At 62.4% G+C, this 14130-nt stretch carries 9 protein-coding genes; 4 read left to right on the forward strand and 5 right to left on the reverse strand.

What is annotated here, in order from left to right; all coding sequences use genetic code 11:
• Positions 1-23: 23 nt before the first annotated feature.
• The 4 genes from ACYQ8E_RS09825 to ACYQ8E_RS09840 all read right to left on the reverse strand — a co-directional run bounded on the left by ACYQ8E_RS09825 (position 24) and on the right by ACYQ8E_RS09840 (position 7967).
• Positions 24-3113, reverse strand: coding sequence for a hypothetical protein (locus ACYQ8E_RS09825; protein ID WP_459860848.1), 3090 nt, complete (start codon positions 3111-3113; stop codon positions 24-26).
• Between the two features lie 32 nt (positions 3114-3145).
• On the reverse strand, positions 3146-3967 hold the full coding sequence (locus ACYQ8E_RS09830; protein WP_459860850.1) for a cytochrome c3 family protein: 822 nt from the start codon (positions 3965-3967) through the stop codon (positions 3146-3148).
• A 16-nt stretch (positions 3968-3983) separates the two neighbouring features.
• On the reverse strand, positions 3984-5198 hold the full coding sequence (locus tag ACYQ8E_RS09835) for a hypothetical protein (protein ID WP_459860852.1): 1215 nt from the start codon (positions 5196-5198) through the stop codon (positions 3984-3986).
• Positions 5199-5930: 732 nt separating this feature from the next.
• Complete coding sequence (locus ACYQ8E_RS09840) at positions 5931-7967, reverse strand: ATP-dependent helicase (RefSeq protein WP_459860854.1); 2037 nt, start codon at positions 7965-7967, stop codon at positions 5931-5933.
• Positions 7968-8137: 170 nt separating this feature from the next.
• Here ACYQ8E_RS09840 and ACYQ8E_RS09845 point away from each other — a divergent pair, with 170 nt between their 5' ends.
• Positions 8138-8266: a hypothetical protein gene (locus ACYQ8E_RS09845; protein ID WP_257722361.1), complete on the forward strand. Its 129-nt coding sequence runs from the start codon at positions 8138-8140 to the stop codon at positions 8264-8266.
• Here the strand turns inward: ACYQ8E_RS09845 and mnmL are convergent.
• Positions 8247-9227, reverse strand: a complete 981-nt coding sequence (gene mnmL / locus ACYQ8E_RS09850; RefSeq protein WP_459860856.1) for a tRNA modification radical SAM protein MnmL/YtqA — start codon at positions 9225-9227, stop codon at positions 8247-8249. The genes ACYQ8E_RS09845 and mnmL overlap by 20 nt on opposite strands.
• Before the next feature lie 150 nt (positions 9228-9377).
• On the opposite strand from mnmL, the gene ACYQ8E_RS09855 reads away from it, so the two are divergent.
• The 3 genes from ACYQ8E_RS09855 (at position 9378) to ACYQ8E_RS09865 (ending at position 13952) form a co-directional block, all read left to right on the forward strand.
• Positions 9378-11000, forward strand: a complete 1623-nt coding sequence (locus ACYQ8E_RS09855; protein WP_066728721.1) for a sensor histidine kinase — start codon at positions 9378-9380, stop codon at positions 10998-11000.
• Positions 10997-11359 (forward strand): response regulator, encoded by a 363-nt coding sequence (locus ACYQ8E_RS09860; RefSeq protein WP_066728722.1) that lies wholly within the window; start codon positions 10997-10999, stop codon positions 11357-11359. Before ACYQ8E_RS09855 ends, ACYQ8E_RS09860 begins: the two co-directional genes overlap by 4 nt.
• Before the next feature lie 85 nt (positions 11360-11444).
• Entirely contained in the window at positions 11445-13952 is a 2508-nt protein-coding gene (locus ACYQ8E_RS09865; RefSeq protein WP_066728724.1) for a mannose-1-phosphate guanyltransferase, read from the forward strand.
• Positions 13953-14130 lie beyond the last annotated feature (178 nt).

Below are 14130 nucleotides of genomic sequence, written 5' to 3' on the forward strand. Positions count from 1 at the left end.
GGAGGAGGCCAACCGCGCGACCGTCAGGGGCGGGCCACCACCGGAGTCGTGGCAGCGGCGCTCAGATCGACAATGGCGTCATAGAGCAACTGCTTGATGTAATCGGGGTTGTGAATGTAGCCACAAGGCTCCTTGTCGGCCACCTGCCAGTTGTACGCCGCCTTGAGCTGGGCAGCGTTGGTGATGCCGCTGAAATAAGGGTAGCCGGGAAGAGCGTTCACACCCGAAGCCTTAATAACTTCCAGCAGCTGGTCTTTGAGGGCGAGGATGTCATTGTAATTGCTGTTGATGCCCAGACCCAGGTCCTTGGCTTCGGTTCCAGCCCCGGCAAAGCCGTGGCAACCGGCACAGTATTTGGTTACTTCCGGTTTGAAGTCATGGGTCGGCGCATCCGCCATGTGACACCCGGCGCAGGTGGTGAAGCCGAAGGTGCCATGCTGTGCCGGGAAGCTCATGCGCCCGGCGTAAGTCTTGCCGGCATACTGGTAGCCACCCTTGACCTCGTCGCCAAAGAAGGATGCGGCAGCGGCAAAGTAGTGGATGTTGGTAAAGCCAAAGCTGCCGGCCGCGATCTTGTTGTCGACCGTGTTCATCGACTCGCGCCCCTGGTGACAGGTCATGCAGAGCTTGCTGTCGTCAGCAAAGAAGGGAGCTGCGTTGGTGGCGTCGAGGACTACCCCGGAGGGGAAGGTGACTTCTGCCGGTTGACGACGGGCAGGGCTTGCCACGGCGCCCTCGAAGGGTGCGGTATGGCAGGCTTCACAGGAGAGGCCGGCAGAGATCCCCTTGGTGTACTCGGTGAAATCGGCTGCGGTCACGGTGCCGTTGGTGAAGAAAGCGGCAGCCCCTTCCGAGGAGTGGCACTTGGCGCAGCTGGTGCTCATTTCCCCGTCGCCGTCCCAGTGACGGAACGGCTCGCCGGCGGCATCAAAGTGGCCGGATGCATCGCGGGTCAGGCCGGCCACGGCGGCGGCACCGCCGATATCCTCGATGGAATCGTAGAGAATTTCGATAATGTAGGTGCCGTTATGGGCGTAAGCGCCCGGATCTTTGGAAGCGACCTGCAGGTTGTAGGCGGCACGCAGCTGCTTGGCGGTTAATTTAGCCGCATTGGGTCGGCTGAAATCGGTGGTGCCGACCGGGAAGAAGTAGGGGTAGCTGGCCGGTTGATAGAGGAGGCCGTCGGCATTGAGGGTCGCCTCAAGCTTGGCGATCATGTCGGCGACTTCGTAGTACATCCCTTCCGTGCTATTGCCGTCCCCGTCGTAGTCGGCGATGGAGCCGGCCATGCGGATGGCACGGACCGCCAGGACATCGGACTCGTAGTCGCCGGTGGAAACAACGCCGCTATGGCAGGTATCGCAACCGGTCGGTCCGAAGCCGGGGCTGGTCAGGAAGAGTTCCCCGGAGTGGACGTTGTGGCATTCGACGCAGAGGTCGTTGGACGCCACATGCTCGAATTTGGAGGAGTAGGACTTGCCGGCGTACTCGTACGCCCCTTTTGCCTGGGTACCGAACAGGGTCGCTCCGGCTGCCAGGTAGTGGATGTTGGTAAAGCTGTAGGGACCGGCCGACTTGGCGATCTTGGCATCGACCGAGGCGGTCGACTCGCGACCCGAGTGGCAGGTCAGGCAGAGCGCGTTGTCTTCCACGCCCTGAACGGTTTCCAGGGTCGCGGCATTGTTGCCGGCAGCCTTTTCCGCAGCATAGAGGGTGCGGGCGTTGTCAAAGGCAAACTCGATACTGCGCCGGGAGCCGAGTTCAAAGGCGGTACCGGCGGCATTTTTCTGTTGCAGATCGTGGCAGGCGACACAGCCGATAACGCCCACTTCGGTATCAACTTCCGAATAGGCCGCGCCCTGGGTCAGTTCGACCAGGCCGAGGGGGCTGTGGCAAGGAGTACAGCCATGTTCAAAGGCCGGTCCCTTGTAGTCGCCATGGAAGCCTTTGGCCTGGCCCCACTCTTCGGCAATGCCGGCAGCGAAGGGCTGAGCGAACTTGGTCGCCCCATGGGGATCGTGGCAGTAGAGGCAGGCGTTTTCGTCAGCGGCGTTGATGTTGAAGCCTTCAACTACCGGGGTGGCCGGATCGTCAAAATGCCCCTGGGTCCCGGCGCCACTATGCTGCAACACCTTGCCGGCAGTCTGCTTGTAGGTGAACTTTCCAGCCGGTTGATCCCAGGTCGCGGTCAGGAAGTTCATGTGGCAACTGATACAGAGGTTGAAGGAGGCCGAGAAGGAGACCTTGGTCACCCGCGGGGTCGCCGCATCGCCGTCGTCATCCACATTCGTTGTGGTTGCCCTGGCACGCAGTTCACCTGAGTGGGGATCGTGACAGGTCCGGCACTGGACCGGGGAGATGTTGGTCAACGGCGCCTTGGGATCGAGTGCCGCCTTCAGTCCGTCACTGTCAAGACCCACGGTCTCCGGCGCATAAAGCCGGTAGCCTTCGTCGGAATGGCAACGGGCGCAGCGAGCACGCAACTCGGCGGGGGTGCCATGAGCGGTCTCAATCGACTTGATGTGGCCGCTCATCTTGTAATTTTCGACGATGTTGTCTGCATAGGGGTGATGGCTGTTGTGGTCGAAATTGGCATTGTGGCACTGGCCGCAGGCGTTGTAATCGGGCGTGGCCGCAGGGATCGGGCCAACCCCATAGTGCTGGCCGCCGGCACCATGACAATTTTCACAACCGATGGCGGCGAGGCCGGTGGCAGGAATCGGCCCCTCGCCATTCGCTTGCACATAGGCAGCGAGCAACTCGGGATTGGCAACGAGGAATTCCTGGAAATAGGGCTCGAGGCTCTTGCTGTCACCGATCGGGTCATGGCAGCCGAGGCAGGTGTCGCCGGACGCAGCGGTGATATGGGTGCTGTGCATTACGTGCTTGCTACCGAGGTAGGCCTGGACTGCGTCAGCACTCCAGGTAAAGTCCTGATGGCAGCCGATACAGGTGCCGGCGCCGACAAATTTGATGCCGGTGGAGTCGCTGCCAAAGGTTCCGGCTTCCGCTGTGGTCTGATTGCCACCGGAATCCCGGTTGCTGCCGCAACCCCAGAAGGTCAGGGCCAGCAACGCTGACAGGGCTAAACAGACGAGCTTCGTGGTTCGCATGCAAACCTCCTATGCGTGGGTTAAGGATGTAATTAATGGCATTTCCGACAGGTTTTGCCGCCGCTGGCCCGGTCGAGACGGCCGCTGAAATCGCTGAAGTCCTTCGGATGGGGGTTGACCATCAGCCCGCTCTTGGCGCTGTGGCATTTGAGGCAGATATCCCCGTCCGGGTGGCAGGCCTGGCAGGTCGCCAGGTTCTTGCGCGCTTCGCGGCTGTGCCGGCTCGACCATTCGTGCGACGGCAGCACCGAGTTCGGGTGGCAGGTCTGGCAGCTGTTCGCGGGAAAGGTCTCGTGCGGCGTCCCGGAAACGGTCAGGTCGCTCCAGCTGCGCCGGTGCGAGTCGAGGGCGAGGTCGGCCGGGGCGAACTGCTCGTGGCACTCGCGGCAGAAGTTCTGCTCGTGGCAGCTGCTGCACAACTGCGGGTCGGTGCGCGCGGCGATCGGGTGGGTGACGTGAAAGTCGCTGCGATGGACGTTGACCATGGCGTTGCCAAAGGCCCCCATCTCGTCGGCGCGCCCGGCGTCGCTGTGGCACTCGAGGCAGAAGTCCTGCTGGTGGCAGGCGCTGCAGTCGATGGCGCCATTCTTGGCGGCCGGACGGTGGTTGAAGGCCCAGACCGGGCCATGCGTCTTCAGCCCCGGAAAGGTAACTTCTTCGACAAAGGCTTTCTCGTGGCATTCGAGGCAGACCGTCTCGGCCGGCTTGATCGCTTCGGCCCCTTCGACGTGGCAGGTAGCGCAGGCGGCATCGTCGAGATAGGTCAGGTGAGTGGCGTGGTCGAATGGGGCGCCCAGCGCCGGCGCCGCCCAGAGGGTGGCAAGGGCCAGGATGGCTAACAGGCTTCGAATCATATCGTCACTCCTTGACTTAGAAGAGGATGTTAAGACGGACGCGGCCGCGGTTGTAGTAGTCGTACAGGTCGCTCTCCACCCGCTCGAGCTTTGCCTGGACATTGACCTTCTTGGTCAGGTACGCCGTGGCGTCGACCCAGTAGCGGCTGCTGGTGGTGTCGTCGCTGGTCTCTTCCAGCCGCCGCTGCAGTACGTCAACCTCGGCGCCGGCACCGGCCTGCAGGTACTTGTTGAAGAGGTAGGAGCCGTGCAGCTTCACCCCGCGCAGGTCCTGCCCGTCGCCGTCCTCACGCCAGACCCCGGAGAGGTAGCCGGCAAAGCGCTCGGTGCGGATCTTTTCGACCCCGGCCTCGAAGACGTAGGCGTCGTCGAAATCCTGGTACATTTCCCAGGTACCGCGCCCAAAGGCCCTTAAGCCCTCGCCGAGCCGAACGTTGTATTCGGCCATCAGCTCCTGGTACTCGCTGACGGCAAAGACCGAGTAGATCGAGGCCGAAGAGAAGACCGGCAGCGAGTAGAGGTACTCGGTGCGCAGGTTCCACGTCTCGCTGCGATGGTAGTTGGCCCCGGCCAGAAAGTAGGAGACGCTGTTGGTCAGGTAGTCGAACTGCACCTCGGTGTAGAGGTGGAGCAGGTTGCGCCAGTCGTAGTCGGCATCAAAACCGAACATCTCGTTGGCGAGTTCGCTGTCGCTCCAGCGCTGCAGGTAGGAGACGCCGAGGTGGAGGCCGTCGAAGAAACTCCCGGACAGCTTCAGCCCGCCGATCAGGTCCTTGGCGCTGTAGCCGCTGTAGTAGGCGACGTCGCCGCCACCAAAAAGGCTGACCTTGAGGGGGCCGAGGTTGTTGTAGTCGAGGTAGAGGCCGTCCATCAGCGAGGCGCCGGCGGTGGTCGCGATGAACTGGCGGCCGAGCTTGACGTCGAGGTTCTTGACCAGCCCCTTCTTCTCCAGGTAGCCGTAGTAGAGGCGGCTGTCGGCGTCGACCTCGTCGTTGAGATCGACCCCGAGGCGGCCGTAGCCGCGGAAATTGAGCCCGGCGCCGTCGAGATCCTTGACGTTGAGCAGCAGGTACTCGTAGGCGGGAAGGGCGGTGTCGCCCTGGGCGTCGTCGTACCATTCGAGTTCGGTGCTCGAGCGCCCCGACACCGAGACCGCCAGCGCCTGACCCGCCGCCCCCAGGGCCAGCAGAAATACCGCTGCGCAGATTGTCAATCGCTGCCAAATCCTCATGTTGCCTCCTTGACGTGATGGCTGGGAATTCAAAGCCGGTCCCCGTGTTTCGATCTGCTCAAACCAGAAATCAACCCGGGGAAGGACGTTCATTCAAAACAAAGTTAAACTCATTTTCCCTTAATGCGGGATATTGCCAGTAGCGTCCTGTTTCGCTACCGGTTGCTGCCAGATTATCCAGTCAAAAACCGCTCGACCGTGGCTTACCCGTATGCCGGGAGTGGGGAAAATATTTATTCGCAAATAATGGATTGGCTCCTGTGGATATAAGCACGCTGTGTGCCAACATAATGACTACAATTTGAAATTGCTAATTAGGAATTAAAAAATCTTTACCCTTTGCTAGCCGGCACCAGCGATAACCCGCTAAAAAGACTATAAAACGACACTATAGGCCAATCGGACAAGGGAAGAGTTTCGACAAAAACCGAACCGAGAACAACCACAACAACGCCCCCTCCTCATGAACAATTTCATAACTACGTTCACTCCTGTCTACCATGGAAATTTTCCCTGTCAAGCAAAGAAAGTCACGATTAATCAAGAATAATCCAACTTGATCCCGGTGCGGTGCCGCCAATTAGCTGGGGGCACCTCTGAATGGCGGAAGCCCACGGATGACCATGTCTTCGCGGTGGCGAATTGGCGCCCATAGGGTGACCTGGAGGCAGAAAAGACCAGATATGGCAGAGGGGTGAGGAGAACGGCCTTGCTGAGAAGAGGGAAAGGAGTTTATTCGCCGAGCATGTTGCGCATTCGGGAAAAGAAATCGCTGGCCATCTGCTCCTGTTCTTCCGGGGGAAGCTGCGGCCTGCCTTCACTGGTGCCACGTTCAATACTGCCCTCCGGCAATTCGGCCAGAAAAGGACTGGGGGTGCGCGGTTCGAGCTTGCCATACTTCTTGCGCCGCCTGGCATGGAGCAGTACCAGGCGCTGCCGGGCCCGGGTGATGCCGACATAACAGAGACGCCGCTCCTCGTCGAGATCAGCCCCCGCCTCCATCGACTTGCGATGCGGCAGGAAGCCTTCCTCCAGACCGACCAGGAAGACCTGGGGAAATTCGAGCCCCTTGCTGGAATGCAGACTCATCAGGACCACGGCGTCCCTGGCCAGTTTGTGTTCCTTGTCGTTGCGTACCGGCTCGTCCTGATCGAGGAGGGAGACCTTGTCGAGGAATCCCGCCAGGCTCGCCTCCCCTTCCCGTTCGACATAACCGGCCAGGGCGTTGAGGACCTCCGCGAGGTTTTCCGCGCGCCGTTTCCCCTGCTGGGGATCGTTGGCGGTACGATAAATTTCGTTTTCGAGGCCAATTTCCGCAAAGAGCTCGCGGGCCGTCTCGACCAGGCGCAGCGGCTTGCGAAACTGCCGGCGAAATCTCTCCATCAACTCGACGAAGCCGGCAACAGCGGAATGCGCCTTTTCCCCCAGCTCATCCAGCTCACTCACCTGCCGCATGACCTCCCAGAGGGGACGGGACTGGGCGGCGGAGGCCTGGATTAAAACGTCTGCCGTCGTTTCGCCGATGCCGCGCCGGGGGAAGTTGAGAATCCGCAGCAGGCTCACTTCATCGCGCGGATTGACCAGGACCCGAAAATAGGCGAGGGCGTCCTTGACCTCCTTGCGGTCGAAAAACTGCTGGCCGCCGATCAGGACATAGGGAATATTCTCGAAGCGCAGCTGCTCCTCGAAAGCGCGGGACTGGACGTTGGTGCGGTAGAGAATGGCGAAGTCCCGGTACTGCAGGTTGCGACGGAATCGTTCGGCATGAATCTGCTCGACGACACTGCGCGCCTCATCCTCCTCGTCTTCGCAGCAGAGGCTCAGCACCGGCTCTCCGGGATCGCCGGCGGTCCAGAGCACCTTCTCCTTGCGCCGGGTGTTGTTCCGGATCACCGCGTTGGCGGCGGCGAGAATGTTCCCGGTGGAGCGGTAGTTCTGCTCCAGCTTGATGACCCGGGCGCCGGGGTAATCCTTTTCGAAATCGAGGATGTTGCCGAGGTCGGCGCCGCGCCAGCCGTAAACCGACTGGTCGTCGTCCCCGACCACGCAGAGATTGCGATGTTCTTCGCAGAGGAGGCGCAGCAGGTGATACTGGGCGGCGTTGGTATCCTGGTATTCATCGACCATGATGTAGCGGAAGCGGGCCTGCCACGCTCTGCGCACTGCCGGATCGTCGCGCAGCAGGCGTACTGCGAGGAGCAGAATATCATCGAAATCGACCGCATTGAAGGCCTTGAGGGCGCGCTGGTAACGGGGATAGACCTGGGCGGCCAGGAGCCGCTCCGGGTCGCTGCCGCCGGCAGTGAACTCCGTCGGGGTAATCAGGCGGTTCTTGGCGTCGGAAATCAGCCAGAGGACCCGGTCAAGATCGCAGCGCACCCCTTCTGCCAACAGGTCGCGGGTGAGGTCGCGCACCAGACGCTCCTGGTCGGCGCTGCCATAGATGGAAAAGTTCTGCTTGAAACCGAGCCGCTCGATATCGGCACGCAGAATCCGCAGCGCCAAAGAGTGGAAGGTGGAAATGACCATCCCCTGCCCCGATTTGCGGCCGACCATCGCCTTGACCCGTTCGCGCATCTCCCGGGCCGCCTTGTTGGTAAAGGTCACCGCTAGAATCTCCTCCGCCGCCACCCCCTGTTCCAGCAGGTAGGCGATCCGGCAGGTGATGACCCGGGTTTTACCCGACCCGGCCCCGGCCAGGAGGAGCAGCGGCCCCTCGGTATGCCGTACCGCGGCCTGCTGCGGCGGGTTGAGATCGTTGATATGCATGACCGACTGACTCCGGAAATTTTGATACCAGGAACGGGCAGGAATGGCAATGGAAGCCGGGGAAGGACGTTACCATGGTCGGTACCGGCGAGGCAAGGGGCGCGGGGAGCGCAATTCAGGCGGATTAGCCCTTGATTTTTGTCCGCAGTGGGCGTATTTTTACGCCCGCTATGACACGTATCCTTATCCTTCTCGTTGGCCTGGCCTGGGCTTCGCTCCTCCTGATCTCCTGGGGTGGCAGCTCCGAGGCGCAGCTTCATCCCGATCCGGCGGTCGGCGTCACCCGCGCCGCCTCCTGACCTCGCCACCATCAGCCCCCCCAGAGCCCCCTCCCGGAAACTCCTGGCGGTGCCGGCAGGCATCCCCCTGCCGGCTGCCGCGGCGCTCCAGTTCAGCATCGATGGCATTGAGCACTTCCCACTTATTGAGGGACCAGAGCGGCGCCAGCAGCAGCTCCCGCGGGCCATCGCCGGTGAGGCGCTGGACCACCGTCTGCGGGTGGAGCCGCTCCAGGAAATCGGCGGCAAGAGCGACATAGGCCTCCTGCTCAAGCACCGCAACCTCACCGGCCTGAAACAGATCGCCCAGCGGCGTCCCGCGCAGCACATGCAAAAGGTGAATCTTGACGCCGTCGACCCGCAGCCGGGCCAGTTCATCGGCGGTCGCCAGCATCGCCGCCCGGTCTTCCCCGGGAAGCCCGAGGATGACGTGGACACAGATCCGCAGCCCGCGCTGCCGGGCAGCGGCAAAGGCCGCGAGAAAGGTCGCGTAATCGTGGCCACGGCGCAGCCGGTCGAGGGTCCGGTCATGGCTGCTCTGCAGCCCGAGTTCGAGCCAGAAGTAGGTCTGCCGGTGGTAGGCGGCGAGCAGCTTGAGAACCTCCGGCGGCAGACAATCGGGGCGGGTGCCGACGGCCAGCCCGACCACCCCCGGCACCGCCAGCGCCTGGTCATAGCAGGAGCGCAACCGCTCCACAGGCGCGAAGGTATTGGAAAAAGGCTGGAAGTAGGCGAGGAAGCGGTCTGCCTTGTACTTGCGTGACATGACCTCCTTGCCCGCTTCAACCTGGCTGGCAACATCGAGCCGGCGCTCGATACCGACCGCCCCCGACCCGCCTGGGTCACAGAAGAGGCAGCCGGGGCGTTGCCGTGAATCCCCCCGGTTGGGGCAGGCGAAACCGGCGTCGACGGAGATCTTGTGAATGCGGCCGCCAAAATGCTCCTTGAGCTCGGCGGAAAAGGTGCGATAGCGTTTTTCCATCCAGGCAATATGCCACTTCCTGGGCGCAGGGCGCAAGGGTCACGGCCTGCCGGAGCGGAGCAAACCCCGCCATTGCAACGCATCCCCCCCCTGCTATAATTCCAGGGTTCGAAAGCCTCTCCATTAGCACCCGCCCTGAAGGGAAATTTTGTGCCGCCCGAATGCTGCTGGCCCCATGAGCAGATCGCCCCAGGCGACTGCCCCTATATCCCTCCCGGGAGGGAACACCTCCTCTTCGACCGCAAACAGCGGTTTTTGAGTTGCTGCCTGGAGTGCCCGCGCCTTTTGAACGACCTGAGTCTCCCGCCCGAGGAGAGCGGCAACCTGGGCGAAGTATTCCCCTACGCGATCGAAGAGATCATTCAACTGCGGGCCCGGCTCCAGGACCAGCAGAGCCTGCTCGAAATCCGCGGCCGGGAGATCAAGTTCCTGCATGAAGTCGGCCTGGTGCTGCAGACCTCTGTCGACATGGACGAGGTCATCGCCATGGCCCTCACCGCGATCACGGCGGGCCAGGGCTTCGGCCTGAACCGGGCGATCCTGCTGCTGGTCGACCGCAGCCGCCTCCACCTCAAGGGATACTTTGCGGTCGGACCGCGCCATCGGGAAGAAGCGGCACAGATCTGGAAGGAACTGGAAGACCGCGATCTGACCCTGCGGGAAATGGCCCAGCGTTTTTTCGAACAGAAAATGGCCACGGAGCGGGAGCGCTTCCGTGATCTGCTCGAAACCCTCTCCGTCCCGCTGACCGCCGAAGACCATCCCTTTGTCCAGACCCTCACCAGCCAGCTCTCCCGACATATCCCGGACCTCTGGCAGGAGCCGGGCCTCCCGCTGGCGCAGCGCGAGGCCCTGGGGGTCGCGGAGCTGGTCATGGTTCCCCTGGTGAGCAAGAATCGCCGGGTCGGTCTGCTCCTCGCCGACAACATCGTCAACGGCCGGCCGATTACCGGGGAGGATCTGCAGTCCCTGGAAACCTTTGCCCTGCCGATGGCTTTTGCTATTGAGCGGGCAGCGCTCTATGAGCGCCTGCAGCGGGAACTGGTGCGCGCCCAGGAGACCAACCAGCGCTTGCAGGAACAACAGGAGACCATCGTCCGCATGGAAAAGATGGCCCTGGTCGGCAATATCGCCGCCAACATTGCCCACTCCATCCGCAATCCGTTGACGATTATTGGCGGTTTCGCCCGCACCCTGATTCGCAACACCCCCGCCGATGACCCGAAACGGCGCCATATTGAATCGATTGTCCGCGAAGCACGTCGCCTCGAGGATGTCTTGCAGGAGGTGCTGGTCCACTCCGAATCCCTCCACCCGACCCTCGACCTCTGGGATGTCAATCAGCTGGTGACCGGCGTCTACGCCGGGCTGAAGGAAGACCTGGAAATGGCCGGGGTGGAGAGTCACCTCGACCTCGCGCCGGCACTGCCCCAGGTCAAACTGGACTACAAGAAAATCGGGTATTGCCTGCGGGCCCTGTTCAACAACCTCCTCGAACGGCTCCCCGCCGGGGGGGAAGTCACCCTCGCTACCCGCGCCGGCGCGGACGGGATAGAAATTGCCCTGCGCGACAACGGCCCTCCCCTCGACGCAGCGACCCTGCAGGCGGCCAGCGACCTGACGCCCGGCAGCGCCGTCACCGGCAGCCATCTCGGGCTGTCGCTCTGTGCCCGCATCCTGTCCGCCCACCGTGCCCGCTTTTCCATCGAGAGCACCGCAGCCGGAACGGTATTCACTATTTTTCTCGCCACCGCCCAAGGAGGAACCCCATGACCCGTCTTCTCGTCGTCGATGATGAGCAGGACATCCGCTATCTCTATGCCGCCGAGCTGACCGATGAGGGGTACCAGGTCGACACCGCCGGCAGTGGCGCAGAAGCCTCCCAGCTGCTGCTGGAGAAGGAATACGACCTGCTCCTCCTCGACATCCAGATGCGTGGCGAGAGCGGACTGCAGCTGCTGCAGAAGGTGGTCCGCGACCGCAAGGGGCTGCCGGTCATCCTCTGCACCGCCTTCAACTGCTACAAGGATGATTTCTCCTCCTGGCTGGCCGACGCCTATGTCGTCAAGAGCTCGGATCTGACCGAACTCAAAACGGAAGTGCGCCGAGTTCTCGCCAAGCACAAGCACTAGGCGGAACGGGCGGTTATCACGAATCTGCGCGAAAGGGCCCGGCGCGTCCTGGTGCCTGGCGCCATCTACTGATGTGGAGGGAACGATGAAAGCTGTACTCATGGCCGGCGGCTTCGGCACCCGCATCCAGCCACTGACCATCAACCTGCCCAAACCGATGATCCCGCTGATCAACCGACCGATCATGGCGCACATCGTCGATTTGCTGAAGGGGCACGGCATCAACGACCTGATCCTGCTCCTCTACCACCAGCCGGAGATCATCAAGAATTATTTCGGCGACGGCAGCGAGTTCGGTATCCACATTACCTACGTCACCCCCCTGGAGGATTTCGGTACCGCCGGCGCGGTCAAGGCTGCGGCCAAGTTTCTCGACGAACGCTTTCTGATCATCAGCGGCGACCTGCTCACCGACTTCGACCTCTCCCGGGTTTTGGCCTTCCATGAGGCCAATCAGGCTCTGGCGACGGTCACTTTGACCAGCGTCAAGGACCCGCTCCAGTTCGGCGTCGTGATTACCGACAAGGACGGGCGGATCAGCAAGTTTCTCGAAAAGCCCGGCTGGGGAGAGGTCTTTTCCGACACCATCAACACCGGTATCTACGTCGTCGAGCCGGAGGTCCTCGACCTGATCCCGGCCGGCGAAAACCGCGACTGGTCCAAGGATGTCTTTCCCCAGATGCTCGCTGAGGGGGCCGCCCTCTTCGGGTGCACCCTGCAGGGGTACTGGGCGGATATCGGCAATACCGACGCCTACCTCGAAGCGACCAGCGACATCACCTCCGGCCGGGTGGCGGTGCCCATCCAGGAACGCCAGGTCGGCCCGAACCTCTATCTCGGCAACGAGGCCGAAGTGGGCGCCGACCATTCACGGCTGGAGGGGATGGTGGTCCTGGGTGAGAATACCCAGGTCCTCGGCCGGGCCCGGCTCAAAAACTGCGTGGTCGGCCGCAACTGCCTGATCGAAGACGGCTGCGAACTGGAGAATGCCGTTCTCTGGGACAACGTCTACCTGCGGCGCGGCGCCAGCATCCACGGGGCGGTCCTCTGCCACCGGGTCCGCGTCGGCCAGGAGGTGGTCATCGAGGAGGGGGCGGTCATCGGGGACGAAACCGAGATCGGCGACAAGGCCCTGATCAAAAAGGATGTCAAGGTCTGGCCGCGCAAGGTGATCGAGGGGGGCGCCATTGTCACCACCAACCTGATCTGGGGGGAGAAGTGGCGCAAGTCTCTTTTTGAAGGGGCGATGGTCCGCGGCCTGACCAATGTCGAGCTGACCCCCGAATTTTCGGCCAAGCTTGGCGCCGCCTACGGCTCGACCCTCCCCAAGGATGCCTTTATCCTCGCCGGCCGCGACGCCATCCGCGCCTCGCGCATGCTCAAACGCTCCTTTGTCGGCGGCCTGCTCTCGGCCGGCATCAATGTACGCGACGCCAAGATGATTTCGCTGCCGGTGCTGCGCTACAAGCTGGCGACCTTTGGCGAGGTCGGCGGCGTTCACTTCCGCCAGTCCCCCGACGACCCGGCAACGACCGAGATTCTCTTCTTTGACGGCGAAGGAAACGAAATCTCCTCGTCGATGGCGAAGGGGATCGAGCGCATCTATTACAAGGAAAACTTCCGCCGCGTCCATTTTTCCGAACCGGGCGGCATTGCCGATATTCCGAAGATCTACGACTATTATCGCGAGGGCTTCCTGCGCGCCCTCGATGGCGAGTTGCTGCGCGGCAGCGCCACCAAGGTGGTGATCGACATCAACCATTCGCCGGCCGGCGACCTGCTGCCGGGACTCCTCAACCAGCTTGGCTGCGAGGTGATCGAACTCAACTCGCACCTGCTCGACAGCAAGTCCGGCAGCACGCCGGAGCAGGTCGCACGCTCCATGGACCAGCTTTCCAAAATCGTCGCCACCCTCGGCGCCACCGCCGGCTTCTGGCTCGGCCCCTCCGGCGAGCGGCTCAAGCTGATCGACGAAACCGGGGCGGTCCTTTCCGACATCGAGGCCCTGACCGCCCTCACCGCCCTCGTCTGCCGCTGCGCCGGGCCGGGCTCGCTGGCCGTACCGGTGGCCGCGCCGCTGACGGTCGAGGACCTGGCCACCGAGGCCGGGATGACGGTTAAGCGGACCAAGAGTGACGGCCGCTCCCTGGTCGAGATGGGGCACGAACCGCAGGTGAAGTTCAGCGCGGCGCTGGATGGCCGTTTCGCCTTCCCGGCTTTTCAGGCCAATTTTGACGCCATGTTCACCGTCGCCAAGGTCCTCGAAATGCTCGCCGGCAGCGGCTGCAGCCTCGGCCAGCTGCGCCGCGACCTGCCGCAGCGCCACTACCTGAGCGCCCAGCTCGCCTGCTCCTGGGATTACAAAGGGGGGATCATGCGACGGATGAGCGAAGACTCGGTCGACCTCGACGCTTCCTTTATCGATGGCGTCAAGGTCAACCTCGGCGACGCCTGGGCACTGATTCTCCCCGACCAGCACCGTCCGCTGGTGCATGTGGTGGTCGAAGCGCTCGATGAGAAGCGGGCCACGGAATTGTTCGACAGCTATTGCCGCAAAGTCGAAGAATGGAAGCAGGAGCTGGCAAAGGAGTAGCCCGCTCCCCCAGTTTCATGGTACAGAAGAGGCGAGGCGGTAACCGGGCTTGCCACCTGCGCCAGACCATAGAGCCGCTGCCAGCTCTCTTGACATTCTTTTGACCTTCTTGCCGAGGCACCCTGCCACCGCGCCGGCTGTCGACCTGAACTGTTATCCCTGATCGCATCGGAACTGT

Source organism: Desulfuromonas carbonis (genome assembly GCF_054658035.1).

Excerpts from the sequence above, each read along its gene's own strand:
- ACYQ8E_RS09825 (WP_459860848.1), bottom strand. The coding sequence starts at position 3,113 with ATGCGAACCACGAAGCTCGTCTGTTTAGCCCTGTCAGCGTTGCTGGCC.
- ACYQ8E_RS09830 (WP_459860850.1), bottom strand. The coding sequence starts at position 3,967 with ATGATTCGAAGCCTGTTAGCCATCCTGGCCCTTGCCACCCTCTGGGCG.
- ACYQ8E_RS09835 (WP_459860852.1), bottom strand. The coding sequence starts at position 5,198 with ATGAGGATTTGGCAGCGATTGACAATCTGCGCAGCGGTATTTCTGCTG.
- ACYQ8E_RS09840 (WP_459860854.1), bottom strand. The coding sequence starts at position 7,967 with ATGCATATCAACGATCTCAACCCGCCGCAGCAGGCCGCGGTACGGCAT.
- ACYQ8E_RS09845 (WP_257722361.1), top strand. The coding sequence starts at position 8,138 with ATGACACGTATCCTTATCCTTCTCGTTGGCCTGGCCTGGGCTTCGCTC.
- mnmL (WP_459860856.1), bottom strand. The coding sequence starts at position 9,227 with ATGGAAAAACGCTATCGCACCTTTTCCGCCGAGCTCAAGGAGCATTTT.
- ACYQ8E_RS09860 (WP_066728722.1), top strand. The coding sequence starts at position 10,997 with ATGACCCGTCTTCTCGTCGTCGATGATGAGCAGGACATCCGCTATCTC.
- ACYQ8E_RS09865 (WP_066728724.1), top strand. The coding sequence starts at position 11,445 with ATGAAAGCTGTACTCATGGCCGGCGGCTTCGGCACCCGCATCCAGCCA.